The organism is Thioclava sp. F1Mire-8 (assembly GCF_002213165.1).
GTDB lineage: Bacteria > Pseudomonadota > Alphaproteobacteria > Rhodobacterales > Rhodobacteraceae > Thioclava > Thioclava nitratireducens.
Genome location: NZ_NBNY01000001.1, coordinates 1,669,831 through 1,682,598, shown reverse-complemented (window position 1 = coordinate 1,682,598; position 12,768 = coordinate 1,669,831). Strand labels below are relative to the sequence as shown.

At 64.4% G+C, this 12,768-nt stretch carries 12 protein-coding genes; 6 read left to right on the top strand and 6 right to left on the bottom strand.

Annotated elements, in window-relative coordinates; translation table 11 throughout:
- Nucleotides 1-2: 2 nt before the first annotated feature.
- Entirely contained in the window at nt 3-1,358 is a 1,356-nt protein-coding gene (locus B6V75_RS07755; RefSeq protein WP_075776423.1) for a TRAP transporter large permease subunit, read from the top strand.
- A 99-nt stretch (nt 1,359-1,457) separates the two neighbouring features.
- Here the strand turns inward: B6V75_RS07755 and B6V75_RS07750 are convergent, their stop codons facing one another.
- Nucleotides 1,458-2,327 carry a LysR family transcriptional regulator gene (locus B6V75_RS07750; RefSeq protein WP_206198470.1) on the bottom strand — a complete coding sequence of 290 codons (870 nt, stop codon included), beginning with the start codon at nt 2,325-2,327 and terminating at the stop codon, nt 1,458-1,460.
- Between the two features lie 102 nt (nt 2,328-2,429).
- Between B6V75_RS07750 and B6V75_RS07745 the strand changes: the two genes are divergently transcribed.
- Nucleotides 2,430-3,350, top strand: a complete 921-nt coding sequence (locus B6V75_RS07745) for a DMT family transporter (protein ID WP_240496925.1) — start codon at nt 2,430-2,432, stop codon at nt 3,348-3,350.
- Between the two features lie 381 nt (nt 3,351-3,731).
- Here the strand turns inward: B6V75_RS07745 and B6V75_RS07740 are convergent, their stop codons facing one another.
- The 3 genes from B6V75_RS07740 to otnK are packed head-to-tail and all read right to left on the bottom strand — an operon-like array spanning nt 3,732 to nt 6,573.
- Nucleotides 3,732-4,625: an NAD(P)-dependent oxidoreductase gene (locus B6V75_RS07740; RefSeq protein WP_075776421.1), complete on the bottom strand. Its 894-nt coding sequence runs from the start codon at nt 4,623-4,625 to the stop codon at nt 3,732-3,734.
- Between the two features lie 39 nt (nt 4,626-4,664).
- Nucleotides 4,665-5,303, bottom strand: coding sequence for a 3-oxo-tetronate 4-phosphate decarboxylase (otnC, locus tag B6V75_RS07735; RefSeq protein WP_088719234.1), 639 nt, complete (start codon nt 5,301-5,303; stop codon nt 4,665-4,667).
- On the bottom strand, nt 5,296-6,573 hold the full coding sequence (gene otnK / locus B6V75_RS07730) for a 3-oxo-tetronate kinase (RefSeq protein ID WP_088719233.1): 1,278 nt from the start codon (nt 6,571-6,573) through the stop codon (nt 5,296-5,298). Before otnK ends, otnC begins: the two co-directional genes overlap by 8 nt.
- Nucleotides 6,574-6,771: 198 nt before the next feature.
- On the opposite strand from otnK, the gene ltnD reads away from it, so the two are divergent.
- Nucleotides 6,772-7,698: an L-threonate dehydrogenase gene (ltnD, locus tag B6V75_RS07725; RefSeq protein ID WP_088719232.1), complete on the top strand. Its 927-nt coding sequence runs from the start codon at nt 6,772-6,774 to the stop codon at nt 7,696-7,698.
- Nucleotides 7,699-7,701: 3 nt separating this feature from the next.
- Nucleotides 7,702-8,472 (top strand): 2-oxo-tetronate isomerase, encoded by a 771-nt coding sequence (gene otnI / locus B6V75_RS07720; RefSeq protein WP_088719231.1) that lies wholly within the window; start codon nt 7,702-7,704, stop codon nt 8,470-8,472.
- Between the two features lie 19 nt (nt 8,473-8,491).
- Here the strand turns inward: otnI and B6V75_RS07715 are convergent, their stop codons facing one another.
- Together B6V75_RS07715 and B6V75_RS07710 are read right to left on the bottom strand one after the other, a co-directional pair.
- Nucleotides 8,492-9,547 (bottom strand): aldo/keto reductase, encoded by a 1,056-nt coding sequence (locus tag B6V75_RS07715; protein WP_088719230.1) that lies wholly within the window; start codon nt 9,545-9,547, stop codon nt 8,492-8,494.
- 40 nt (nt 9,548-9,587) lie between these two features.
- Entirely contained in the window at nt 9,588-10,232 is a 645-nt protein-coding gene (locus B6V75_RS07710; protein ID WP_240496924.1) for an aspartate/glutamate racemase family protein, read from the bottom strand.
- Nucleotides 10,233-10,698: 466 nt separating this feature from the next.
- Between B6V75_RS07710 and B6V75_RS07705 the strand changes: the two genes are divergently transcribed.
- Entirely contained in the window at nt 10,699-11,661 is a 963-nt protein-coding gene (locus tag B6V75_RS07705) for an ABC transporter permease (protein WP_075776414.1), read from the top strand.
- 167 nt (nt 11,662-11,828) lie between these two features.
- Complete coding sequence (locus B6V75_RS07700) at nt 11,829-12,761, top strand: sugar-binding protein (protein WP_077701127.1); 933 nt, start codon at nt 11,829-11,831, stop codon at nt 12,759-12,761.
- The last annotated feature ends 7 nt before the right edge of the window (nt 12,762-12,768 follow it).

Below are 12,768 nucleotides of genomic sequence, written 5' to 3'. Positions count from 1 at the left end.
ACATGGGACTTGAGATTGGAATTGAGTGGCTGACACTCATCATGTTCGGCTCGCTGGTCGTCCTGCTGATGGCAGGGCTTCCACTGGCCTTCGTCACGGGCGGTCTGGCCTGTGTCTTCCTGTTCGTGCTGGGCGACGAACGCGCGCTCAATATCGTGCCGAGCCGCATCTTCCCGCTGATGACGAACTACCAGCTCTCGGCGATCCCCTTGTTCATCTTCATGGCGTCAATGCTGGAGAGGGCAGGGATCATCAACGAGATGTTCGACGTCATCTACAAGGTGCTGGGCGGTGTGCGCGGCGGTCTGGCCGCGGCCACCATCATTGCCTCGACGGTGCTTGCCGCGATGGTGGGTGTGATCGGGGCTGCGGTGGTGACGATGGGGATCATCGCGCTGCCGGCGATGCTCGATCGCGGATACAATGCCAAGATCGCGATGGGCTCTATCATGGCGGGCGGCACGCTCGGGATCCTGATCCCGCCGTCGATCCTTGCGATCATCTACGCGGTCGTGGCCGAGCAATCGGTGGGCGAACTGTTCATCGGCGCGGTAATCCCCGGCCTTCTCCTGTCGGGCATGTATGTGGCCTATGTGCTGATCCGCTGTGCGATCAACCCCGAGATGGGCCCGCCGATCCCGCCGGAAGAACGTATCACGGGCCGCGAGAAGATCCGCCTGATGAGCAACATGTCGGCGCCGATCTCGCTGATCGTGATCGTGCTGGGCGTGATCTTCACCGGTGTCGCGACCCCGGTGGAAGCTGCGGGCATCGGCACTTTCGGTGCGATCATCGTGGCCGCCATCCACCGCAAGCTCGACTGGCAGACGATCCGCGAGGCCGCGATCACGACGCTCAAGGCCTCGGCGATGGTCATCTGGATCATGTTCGGGGCGACGATCTTCGTCGGGCTCTATGTGCTCGAGGGCGGACAGCAATTCGTGCAGAACGCGCTGGAGGCGACCGGGCTCGGGCCGTGGGGCATCCTGATCATCATGCAGCTCGTGCTGATCATTCTCGGGATGTTCCTCGACTGGGTCGGCATCCTGCTGCTCTGCGTGCCGATCTTCGTGCCGATCGTGAAAGCGCTTGGGGCCGAGGCCTTCGGGCTGAGCGATCCCGACGATCTCGTGCTGTGGTTCGGGGTGCTCTACCTCGTGAACATGCAGATGAGCTTCCTCTCGCCGCCCTTCGGCTACGCGCTGTTCTATCTGCGCGGGGTGGCGCCGCCGGAAATTCCGATGGGCGACATCTTCCGCTCGGCGCTGCCGTTTCTCGCGCTTCAGGTGGTGGGGCTGCTGCTGTGCATGTTCTTCCCGGAGATCATCATCTGGCTGCCGAAACTGGTCTACGGTTGATCACTCGCATCTAGTCTGGGACACACGAGAAGCCCCGCGCCGTGTCGCGGGGCTTTTCATTCTGGCTGATCTGCCGCGATTCCCGGATCGCATGAGCACTCACGGTTCTGCCAGCTCGGCGCGACGGGCCTCGAGGGCTTGGATGAGCGTATCGGCCACCGCCCGAACCCTGCGCGATGCCGCGAGATCGGCGTGGATTGCCATGTAGATCGGACGCTCCATCGCAGATCCGTTGGGGAGCCGATCCGCCAGGAGCCTGAGCCCTGCCTCGCGGGCCAGAAGGTGCGGCAGCACGCCCACGCCCACGCCGCGTGCCACCGCCTCGACCTGTCCCGCCAAAGTGTTGACCGCGAGGCGCGGCGCTTGATCCGCTCCGAAGGCACGGGCCCACTCGACTTGCAGCTTCACCCCACTCTCCTCGGGAAAGGGGAAGGTCACGAAGCGCTCGGGTCGGGCCCCGCTCGGCGGTCCGTAAAGGCCTACCCCCAGAACGCCCACTTGACGCACCAGAAGGTGACCATGTTCTGGGCGCAACAACCGCAGCGCCAGGTCGGCGTCGCGACGATGGAGATTGACGACTGCGGCACTGAAAAGGATTTCCACATCGAGCCCGGAATGTCTTGCCAGCAACGGCGCGAGCGCCGGCACGATGATGGGCGCGACGATGGTCTCGAAGCTTGCCAGACGCACGAGGCCCGCCACTTCGGCCTCCGCCCCCGCGCCTTGAGAAAAGCCCTGTATCGCCTGCTCCGCTTCTTCTGCACGCGGCAAGAGCGCCTCGCCCTGATCGGTCAGACGGTAGCCGCTCTGGTGGCGCAGAAAGAGAGGCACGCCGAGCGCTTGCTCCAGCCGATCGACGCGGCGCGACACCGTCGCGACCCCAAGGCCAAGGGTCTGGGCGACCCCGGAGAGGGTGCCCGTCCGCGCCAGAGCGAGGAAAATCCGCGTGTCGTCCCAATTCAGTCGCAAAGTTTTCTTCCAATTTTGGAAAACTGATTGCCAGTATTATCTCTACGCCTCCCAAAATGAAAAGCGTAAACAGCCGGCGTCTTCCCATCGGATGAGGCCATCATGTCCGCAATCGACTTCCCTCCAGCGAAACGCTCCATGTCAGACGGCAGTGCGCTCTCCCTAAGCGCGCTGGCGGCAATCTTCTGGGGCACCAATTTCGAGGCGACCCGCGTCGCCCTCGAACATCTGTCGCCTTGGACCGCTGCCGCGAGCCGCTTCGCGATCGCAGCGGTTGCGATCGTGATCTGGCTTGGGGTTTCGCGCGGGGTTGATTTTCAAGTGCTCAAGCGTAACTGGCCCGCCTTCGCGGTTCTCGGCGTCGCCGGGGTCACGGGCTTCAACGCCGCCCTGTTTCTCGGGATGCAAAGTTCGAGCCCGGTCACCGCTGCACTGATCATGGGCACGACGCCGCTGACGACCAATCTGCTCGATGCGCTGGCTCAAAGACGCCTGCCGAAAGGGACCGCGATCGTCGGAATGATCGTGAGCTTGGTCGGCGTCGCTATGACGGTCGGAGCGTTCACGGGAACGCGGTTCTCCGGCGGCGACATTCTCATCCTGATCGGAAGCATCGGCTGGTCGCTCTACTCCATCGGATGCCGCAGTTGGGTTCGCGAGGCATCTGCGGTGGAAACCGCGACCTGGACAATGGTCTTCGGAGCGTTCGGGCTCGTGGCGATCTCCCTGTTGGTCGGAAATCCTGTGCAAGAACTGGTGCAGTCGGGGTCGGTCACCCAGTTGCTGGTTCTCTACATGGCACTGGGCGGCTCGGTCCTGGCCTATCTGTTCTGGCAGGTCGGCATTTCGGTGCGGGGGCCGGCCGCGACCTCGGTCCTCTTCAATCTCGTCCCTGTCGCCGCGCTTCTCGTCGCGATCGCCTTCGGGCGGATGCCCGGCTGGCAACAGATTCTGGGTGTGTTCGTCGCCATCCTCGGCGTGTTGCTCGCAAGCGGCCGGCTTCGTCTGCCCGGTCGCAACTGAGGGCGCCCTCAGGCGAACTTGAAGCTTCCGTGATGCCTTCGGCCGGAACATGGCTCTGGCTGAGGGGCGTCAGATCGCCCCCAAGAGAGCATCTGTCCCATGAAGAACCTGCTCTGGCGTCTCGCGTGTCGTCTCCGAAAACGACGCCGCTTCACCGACCCGCGAGACCTCCCGCCTGCACTCCTGCGCGACATCGGTCTCGAGGCGCATCTTTCTCGGTCGGATATTCGAATGAGCGGGCCGAGGCCGAACCGATCAATGCCGCCAGAAGCCGATCGCTGCAGATGACGCGCGATTATCCCGGTTGACCGTCCCGATGAGCTGGCTCAGCCCGACCATATCCGGCCGGGCTGAGCCGTCGCTTCCGGGAGGTGCGTGGGCTCAGTCGAGCCCATTCGCGCGTGCAACGAAATCCGCGAGATGCGGCACGTAATCTTCAGGGCCGTCGCCGCCGGTGGCCATTGCCATCGCGAAGGCGTTCTTGGCCGTGCTGGCGAGCGGGGTTGCGACAGTGGCGGCATTCGCCATCGACTCGACGTAGCGCAAATCCTTGTAGGCGTTGGCGAGGGTGAACTTGTGCGCCTCGCGGTTGCCCTCGAGCGCGTAGCCCATGAAGGTCTGGTAGAAGCCGCAATCCATCCGGCCGCCCCGGATCACCTTGTCGAACTGCTCGATCGGAATGCCCACCTTGCGCGACAGTGCGAGGGCTTCGGAATAAAGCGCGGCATAGCCCAGCGAGATGAAGTTGTTGAGCAGCTTCATGCGGTGGCCGTCGCCAAGGCTGCCGACGCGTACGATCTTGCCCGCCCAGGTGTCGATCACGGGCTCGATGCGCGTGAACAGCTCTTCATCCGCGCCGACCATGCAATCGAGCGTGCCTTCCCAGGCCTCTTTCGGGGTGCGGCTGAGCGGCGCGTCGGCATAGGCGACGCCGATCTCTTCCATGTCCTCTGCGAGCTTCATCGTCACGGTCGGCTCGCCGGTCGAGCAGTCCACGATGACGCTGCCCTCTTTCAGGCCCGGAGTCAGCTTTGCGACCGCCTCGGCGGCTTCCGGCGCGCCGGTGAGGCACAGGAAGATGATCGAGGAGCGCGACGCGAGGTCTTCATAGGAGGTCGCCTCGGTCGCCCCGCGCGAGACCAGGTCCTCGATCGGCTTGCGGTTGCGGTGGGCGATCACGGTCAGCGGATAGCCTTTCTCGACGATGTTCTTGGCCATGCCGTGGCCCATCAGGCCGGTGCCGATGAAGCCGATGGTTTCCTGGGTCTTAGTCATTGGATACTCCGCTTGGGTCGATAGGTCGTGAAATTCGGATCAGAGATTGAAGCGCTCCCGCAGGTCGGCGACCTGCGCCGGGGTCAGCGGGCGGATCGCGTGGCCCTGCAGGGCGAGGAACAGTTTGGAGGTCTCCTCCAGCTCTTCGGCGGCATATTGCGCGTTCGACAGGCTGGTGCCCGCGACGACAGGGCCGTGATTGGCGAGCAGCACCGAATGATGCGCGCTGGCGAGCGAGCGCACGGCCTCGGCCAGTTCGGGATCGCCCGGCGCGTAGTAGGGCACGAGCGGCAGCTTGCCCACGCGCATCACGTGATAGGCCGTGAGCGGCGGCAGCACGTCCTCGGGATCGATGTCGCGCAGGATCGAGACGGCCGTCGAGTGGGTCGAGTGCAGATGGATCACCGCGCCCGCTTCCTGACGCTCGTCATACATCGCGAAATGCAGGAAGGATTCTTTGGTCGGCTTGTCGCCCGAGACGAAGTTGCCGTCCCGGTCGAAAAGGGAGATCCGGGCCGGATCGAGTGTGCCGAGCGAGGCATTGGTGGGCGTCATCAACCAACCGCCATCGGGCAGCCGCGCCGAGATATTGCCGGAAGACCCGGCGGTAAGGCCGCGATCGAAGAGCGAGCGCCCAATGGTGCAGATCTGGTCGCGCAGGCGCGTTTCGTCAGACATGTTCGGCCTCCGGCTCCAGCAGGTCCCACGCCTTGAGGAAGAAATCCTCGGCGCCGAAATTGCCTGATTTGAGCGCGAGCGCGAGGCGCGGGCCGGAGAGGCTCATCGTCCACGGCACGCCGGGGTCGATCTCGGGGCCGATGTCGAGCAGGCGCACACCGAGCGCCGTCGTCACCGCGCCCGACGTTTCGCCGCCCGCGATCAACATCCGGGTGAACCCGGCGTCGCGCAGGCGTTCGGCGATTGCGGCCAGCGTGTCTTCGACCAGCGCGCCGGAGGCGTCTCGGCCCAGACGGGACTGGATCTTGCCGAGCTGCGCCGGATCTGCGCTGGAGTAGATCAGGGGGGTGCTGTCGGCGGGTTGTGCGATGGCCCAATCGGCGATCTCATCCGCGCTCTGTCGGCCTTCGGTCAGCGCCTCCACGTCGAGCGCGAGACTCGGCAGCCCTGCAGCCTGAGCGGCCGCGATCTGGCCGCGGGTCGCGACCGAGCAGGAGCCCGCGAGGATCGCGCTGCGGCCCTCCGGAGCTGGCATCCGATCCGGGGCGCTATGCGCGTCGCTCTGGTCGCGAAGCGCTGCGGCGAGGCCCAGACCGATGCCCGAGCCGCCGGTGATCAGCGGCATCTCCGCGCAGGCCGCGCCGAGCGTCATCAAGTCCGATTCGTCGATCGTGTCGGTGACGACGACGCGGGTGCCAGCCGCGCGGGCGGCCTCAAAGGCCTTGCGCAGCGCGGCCTCTCCCTGCCTGATCGTCGTGACGTCGATCAGGCCGACTTTCAGCGTCGTCTGCCGCCCCAGAACCCGCACCAGATCGGGGTCGCGCATCGGGGTGAGCGGGTGGTCCTTGAGCGGGCTTTCCGACAGCAGACGGTCGCCCACGAAAAGGTGGCCCTTGTAGACCGTGCGCCCGGTCGCCGGGAAGGCGGGGCAGGCGATGGTCAGGGTCGTGCCGGTGAACTCCATCAGGGCCTCGGTGACCGGCCCGATATTGCCGTGGTCGGTGGAGTCGAAGGTCGAGCAATATTTGAACATCAGGCGTTGCGCCCCGGCCGCGCGCAGGGCTTTCGCCGCTTTCAGCGACAGTTCTACCGCGTCGCCTGCCGGAATGGTACGCGACTTCAGCGCGACCACCACCGCATCGGCGCCCGACAGGTCCATTTGCGGCCCCGGCAGGCCGATAACCTGCCGCGTCTTCAACCCGCTGCGTGACAGCATCAGGCACAGGTCAGTGGCGCCGGTAATATCGTCGGCGACCGCTCCGATCAGCATGGAAATTCCTCCCTCGGTCCACAGATCGCCGATCGCCCCGACGGCGCGGGGCGGCGATTTCACATAGCCCTTGCAAAGCCGTTGCGGCTCGGGCTAACGATGTAATGACAACGCTATCATTCCAGCAATGCAAGCGCAAGACGGACGCTGGAAGGGGGCAGGTTGAGACTAGAAATCGGCGATTGAGAGGTATTCCGCATGAAGTCACCCCAAGAGACGAAGGTCTGTGTCATCGGTCTGGGATCGATGGGCTTCGGCATGGCCGAGAGCTTGCTGCGTGACGGGTTCGCGGTGACGGGCGTCGATGTGAATGCCGATGCGATGGAGCGCTTTGCGGCGCTTGGCGGCGCGGTTGCAGCCGACCCTGCGACGGGGGCGCAAGATGCGGAACTGGTGATCGCCGTGGTCGTCAATGCCGACCAGACAGAGCAGGTGCTTTTCGGACCGGGCGGCGCCGTCGCGACCATGTCCGGGGGCGGCGTGGTGATGTCCTGCGCCACGATGGCCCCCGATCTGGCGCGCGTCTTCGCCAAGCGCTGCGCCGCGGCGGGCGTGACCTATCTTGATACACCGATCAGCGGTGGTGCTCAGCGTGCCGCCAGCGGTGAGTTGACTATCATGGGCTCGGGCCCGGCGGCGGCTTTTGCGCGCATTCGCCCGGCGCTCGATAGTGTCGCCGCCAAGGTCTACGAGCTTGGCGAGGAGGCAGGCACGGGCGCGGCCTTCAAGGTGGTCAATCAACTTCTCGCCGGTGTGCATATCGCGGCGGCCTGTGAGGCGATCACCTTCGCCAAGGCGATGGATCTGGACCTGGAGAAAGTCTACGAGGTGATCACCGCGTCAGCGGGCAATTCGTGGATGTTCGAGAACCGCGTGCCGCACGTGCTCGAGGGCGATTACAGCCCGCGCAGCGCGGTGGATATCTTCACCAAGGATCTCGGGATCGTGGCGGATATCGGGCGGGACCTGAAATTCCCGACACCGATCGCCGGGACGGCTCTGCAGATGTTCGTGATGACGGCGGCGGCCGGGATGGGGCGCGACGACGATGCCTCTGTCGCGCGGATGCTGGCGAATATCGCGGGGCTCGAGCTGCCTGCTGCAGCGCCCGCAAGCGAGGGCTGAGCGATGCCCAGATTTGCCGCCAACCTGACGATGATGTTCACCGAGCACGAGTTTCTCGACTGCTTCGCCGCGGCGAAAAAGGCCGGTTTCGATGCGGTCGAATATCTCTTTCCCTACGACCACCCGCCCGAGGCGATCGCGGAGCGGCTGCGCGCGTACGGCTTGACGCAGGCGCTCTTCAATCTGCCGCCCGGCAACTGGGAGGCGGGCGATCGCGGGCTGGCCGCATTGCCGGATCGCGCCGAGGAATTCCGCGCCTCGATCGACACTGCTTTGCGCTATGCCGAGGCGACCGGGGTCGGGCGCGTGCATGTGATGAGTGGGCTCGCCTCGCGCCAAGATGCGACCGCGCTGACCGTCTATCGCGACTCGTTGCGGAGGGTTTGTGATGCGGCCGGGGCACAGGGGCGCGACGTGGTGATCGAGCCGATCAACACGCGCGACATGCCGGGCTATTTTCTGGATGATTTCAGCTTCGCTGCCGACCTGATCGCGGAGCTTGGGCTGCCCAATCTCAAGCTGCAATTCGACATCTATCACCGCCAGATTCTGCACGGGGACGTGCTGATGGGGCTACGGGAGATGGCGCCGATCATCGGACATGTTCAGATCGCCGCGGTGCCGGATCGGCACGAACCAGGAACCGGCGAGCTCGACGACGCGCGCATTCTGCGCGAACTGGACGCACTGGGCTATGAAGGGTTCGTGGGCTGCGAATACCGCCCGGCAGGCCGGACAGAGGATGGTCTGGACTGGATGCGCGCCTTCGCCTGAGACGAAGGCGCACACCTTATCAGCTTTCGATATAATCGCGATGAAGGGCCCAGTCGCCCGGGCTGAACCGGTCCGAGGCGAATTGCTGCTGGTGCCAATAGGGATAGATCACAGGCAGCTTGCTGACCTCGTGCAGGCGCTTCAGCTCGTCCTCGCTCAGCTCCAGATCCACTGCGCGGAAATTGTCGCGGAACTGCTGTTCATTGCGTCCGCCGATCACCAGCGAGCTGATCGCGGGACGCGTCAGCAGCCACGCCAGCGCGACCTGCGCCGCCGAGACACCATGCGCGTCACCGATCTCGACCAGCGTATCGACGATGTTCCACAGCTTCTCCTCGTCGCGGATCGGCGGCTCGGTCCAGCCCGCGAATTGCCGCGAGCCTTCCGGCGTGTCCTTGCCTCGGCGATGCTTGCCCGACAGCAGACCGGCGGCGAGCGGGCTCCAGACCAGTACGCCCAGCCCCTGATCGACCGAGATCGGCAGCAATTCGTATTCCGCCTCGCGGGCCTCGAGCGTGTAGTGAATCTGCTGCGCCACGAAGCGCTCGCGCAGGCTCCGGTCGCTGACGCCGAGGGCCTTCATGATGTGCCAGCCCGAGAAGTTCGAGCAGGCGATGTAGCGGACCTTGCCCTGTTGCACGAGCGTGTCGAGCGCCGAGACCATCTCCTCCATCGGGGTCACGCCGTCCCATTCATGCATGTGGTAGATGTCGATGTGGTCGGTGCGCAGCCGCTTGAGCGAGCGTTCGCATTCGCGGATCAGGTGATAGCGCGAAAAGCCCTCGTCATTCGGCCCATCGGCGATCCGCATCCGCGCCTTGGAGGAGATCAGTACGTCATCGCGCCGCCCGTCGAGCACTTCGCCAAGGATCTCTTCCGAGAGGCCGGTCGAGTACATGTTCGCGGTGTCATAGAGGTTGATGCCGGCGTCGATGCAGGTGTCGACCAGCTTGCGGGCTTCGCTGACGCCTTGGGCGCCGACGGCCTTGAAAGCGCCTGCGCCCCCGAACGTGAACGTGCCCATCGTGAGCACCGAAACCTTGAGTCCAGATCGTCCTAAGGTTCTGTATTTCATTTATATCTCCTCCTCTTGAGTATCGTTTGTCCAGGCGCGATCAGCGCGCCAGAAGTCTTGCGACATGCGCGATGCCCAAGGTCGGGCTGGTCAGAACCGGCGGATTATCCGCGCTCGTCTCGAGCCGTTGGAGCGCGCGCGCCATCGAGGCCTGTGCCAGAACCACCACGTCGTTTTCGCGGGCGAGCCGGGCGATGCCTTCGGCCACCCGCGCGTCGTGCCCCTCGCGGTCGCCCGATTGCAGCGTCTCGAAGGCGCCCTCGACGACCTCGCTCGTGATGGCGCTGTCCGCCCCGGCCTCGCGGCTGACGCGCTCGATCAGCTCGGCGGTGGGCGTCAATGTTGATTGCAGCGTCGCGAGCACACCGATGCGGCGGCCTTTTGCGACCGCTTCCTGTGCCATCCCCTCGTCGATGCGCATCAGCGGCACGGGGCAGAGCGGTGCGATGCGTTCGACCGCGCCGCCGAGGCTGGAGCAGGTCACGAGAACCGCCTCGGCCCCTGCATCGACCGCCGACCAGATCATGCCCGTCAGGCGGCGCGCCGTCATCGAACTGACCGATCCGTCGCGGATCGTCAGGCGCAGAAGGCTCTCGTCGAGCATGTTGAAAACTTTCCAGTCGGGCAGGTGGGCCTGCGCCAGGCCTTCAAGCTCCGGGATCAACCCGGCGACGGTATGGATCATCGCAAGGGAGCGAGGTGATTCGTGTCTTTCGTGATGCATTCGCGGGCTCCTTTGTTGCGGTTGACGCGCTCTGGTCTCACTTGGCATGACAGCGCTGTCATATTCGTGAGTATCATCATGGACCTGCTTCGATGACAAGCCGGAATGTCTCAAGCGCCTTGTTTGAAACGCTTTGACCGGGTTCAAAACTACGTTCCGCAGGGGAGGGCGCGTCCTTCCGACACCTGTCCTGACACAAGTTTTTGTTATTTGCTGATTGACAAGACGGCTTTGCGGTTCGCAATATGACAGCGCTGTCACAGGAGGAATGGCAGCGCTAGCATTTCGGGCGAACCCCCGTCCGACCCGCCAGCCCCCGCCGAAGCGTTCGGCGCCGGATGTGCGTGCGGAAGGTCGGGGACGCGGAGAAGGGAGGGGCGTTTTGGCACTGTCGGAAAATTCGGTCACGCCATCGGAAAGGAAATCCATGCGAGTCCTGCATCAATTGCTTCAACTGCGTCACATGCGTGAATTCAACGTTCTGATCGCGTTGATCCTGATGGGGCTGCTGATCAGCTTGTTCACACCGTATTTCCTGACCGTGTCGAACCTGATGGGGGTGTCGCGGGCGTTCTCGCTGACCGCCATCATGAGCATCGGCATGGTGATGGTCATCATCACCGGCGGGATTGATCTGTCGGTGGGCTCTGCGATGGGGCTCGCCGGTCTGATCACGGCGCTCTGCTTCGATGCGGGCTACTCGCAATATGCGGCGGTGGCCGCGGGGCTCGGTGTCGGGCTTGCCTTCGGGTTGACCAACGGGCTGCTGATCACCGCGATCGGCCTGCCGCCCTTCATCGCCACGCTCGGCACGCTGAGCATCGGGCGCGGCTTGATGTATATGATTACCCACGGCGTGCCGTTGACCCCAGAGACTCCCGAGAGCTTCAGCTTTCTGGGACAGGGCTATGTCGGCCCGGTGCCGGTGCCGGTGGTCATCCTGCTCGTGCTGACACTCATCTTCACCGTCATCATGACCCGGACCCGCTTCGGTCGGCACGTCTATGCCACGGGCGGCAACGAGAACGCGGCACGTCTGAGCGGGGTGAAGGTCCAGCGCGTCAAGCTCGCGGTCTACGTCCTGTCCTCGACAATCTCTGCGCTGGCCGGCGTTATCGCCTTTTCGCGCTACCTGTCGGCAGAACCGGCGTCCGGCTTCGGTTCGGAGCTTGAGGTGATCGCCGCCGCCGCAATCGGCGGGGCCAGCCTTGCGGGCGGTATTGGCTCGGTGCTGGGCGCGGTCATCGGGGCCGCCCTGATCGGCGAGATCGCCAACGGCGTCGTGCTGCTCAACATCAATACCTATGCCCAGCAGGCCATTACTGGCGGCGTGATCCTGATCGCGGTCAGTCTGGACGTGCTGCGCAATCGGATGGGCGGCCGCGGCTGAGCCGCGTCGTCCGGAAAGCAACAAGATCAAGAAGCCGGACCGCGTCTCGAAGAGGAGAGAGCGGCGCGAGATCCGGACGAAGAAGGCCCCGGTGCGGGGCGCAAAACCGAAACTGCATCAACAATAGAGGCCTGCCGCGCGTGGTCGGGTCTGGAGGAGGAGAGAAGATGCGTATTGCAATGAAAGCCGCCGCGGCGGTTCTGGCCCTGGCAACCGGTATGGGGGCGGCTGCGTCCTATGCTCAGGACATCACCGTGGCGCTCGTGCCGAAGGTGGCCGTTCCGTTCTTCGACGACTGCAACACCGGCGGGGCCGAGGCAGCGAAAGAGCTGGGCGTGAACTACCAGTGGGTGGTGCCGGCGAACACGCAGGGTTCGACGCAGGTCAAGATCATCGAAGATCTGATGGCGCGTCACGTCGACGGGATCGGGATCTCGGTCAACGAGCCGAAATCGGTCGAGGGCATCATCAAGCAGGCCACCGATGCGGGTATCAAGGTCGTCACCTTCGACAGCGACAGCGCCAATAGCGCGCGCAGCATGTATATCGGCACGATCAACAAGCAGGCGGGCGTCACCATGGGCAAGTCCATGGCCGAAGCGCTCGGCGGCAAGGGTGAGGTGGCGATCGTCACCGGTCAGCTTGGTGCGTCCAACCTGAACGAGCGGATCGACGGCGTGAAGGAAGCGCTGGCCGACTATCCCGACATCAAGCTGGTCGCGACCGAAGGCACCGAGGACGACCTCGCACGCGCCGTTTCGGTGACCGAGGCGCTCCTGCGCGCAAACCCGAACCTCGCCGGTATCTTCGGCATCAGCCAGGTCGGCGGCCCGGCCGTCGCGAAGGTTCTCGCGCAGCAGGAATTCGCGGACAAGAAAGGCAAGCTGAAGGTCTTTGCGTTCGACGATCTGCCCGACACGATCAAGGGCGTGAAGGAAGGCTTCATCGACGGCATCATGGTCCAGCGCCCGATCACGATGGGCAAGCTGGCGGTCGAGCATCTCGTGGCCCAGATCAAGGGTGAAGAGACCGATCCGCAGAACATCGACACCGGTGTGACCGTCGTGACTGCCGACAACCTCGACAGCTACACCAAGTAATCTCCGA

Excerpts from the sequence above, each read along its gene's own strand:
- otnK (WP_088719233.1), bottom strand. The coding sequence starts at position 6,573 with ATGCTGATCGGAGCGGTCGCCGACGATATTACCGGCGCCACTGACCTG.
- otnC (WP_088719234.1), bottom strand. The coding sequence starts at position 5,303 with ATGTCTGACGAAACGCGCCTGCGCGACCAGATCTGCACCATTGGGCGC.
- B6V75_RS07700 (WP_077701127.1), top strand. The coding sequence starts at position 11,829 with ATGCGTATTGCAATGAAAGCCGCCGCGGCGGTTCTGGCCCTGGCAACC.
- B6V75_RS07705 (WP_075776414.1), top strand. The coding sequence starts at position 10,699 with ATGCGAGTCCTGCATCAATTGCTTCAACTGCGTCACATGCGTGAATTC.
- otnI (WP_088719231.1), top strand. The coding sequence starts at position 7,702 with ATGCCCAGATTTGCCGCCAACCTGACGATGATGTTCACCGAGCACGAG.
- B6V75_RS07745 (WP_240496925.1), top strand. The coding sequence starts at position 2,430 with ATGTCCGCAATCGACTTCCCTCCAGCGAAACGCTCCATGTCAGACGGC.
- B6V75_RS07755 (WP_075776423.1), top strand. The coding sequence starts at position 3 with ATGGGACTTGAGATTGGAATTGAGTGGCTGACACTCATCATGTTCGGC.
- B6V75_RS07715 (WP_088719230.1), bottom strand. The coding sequence starts at position 9,547 with ATGAAATACAGAACCTTAGGACGATCTGGACTCAAGGTTTCGGTGCTC.
- B6V75_RS07740 (WP_075776421.1), bottom strand. The coding sequence starts at position 4,625 with ATGACTAAGACCCAGGAAACCATCGGCTTCATCGGCACCGGCCTGATG.
- B6V75_RS07710 (WP_240496924.1), bottom strand. The coding sequence starts at position 10,232 with ATGATCCATACCGTCGCCGGGTTGATCCCGGAGCTTGAAGGCCTGGCG.
- ltnD (WP_088719232.1), top strand. The coding sequence starts at position 6,772 with ATGAAGTCACCCCAAGAGACGAAGGTCTGTGTCATCGGTCTGGGATCG.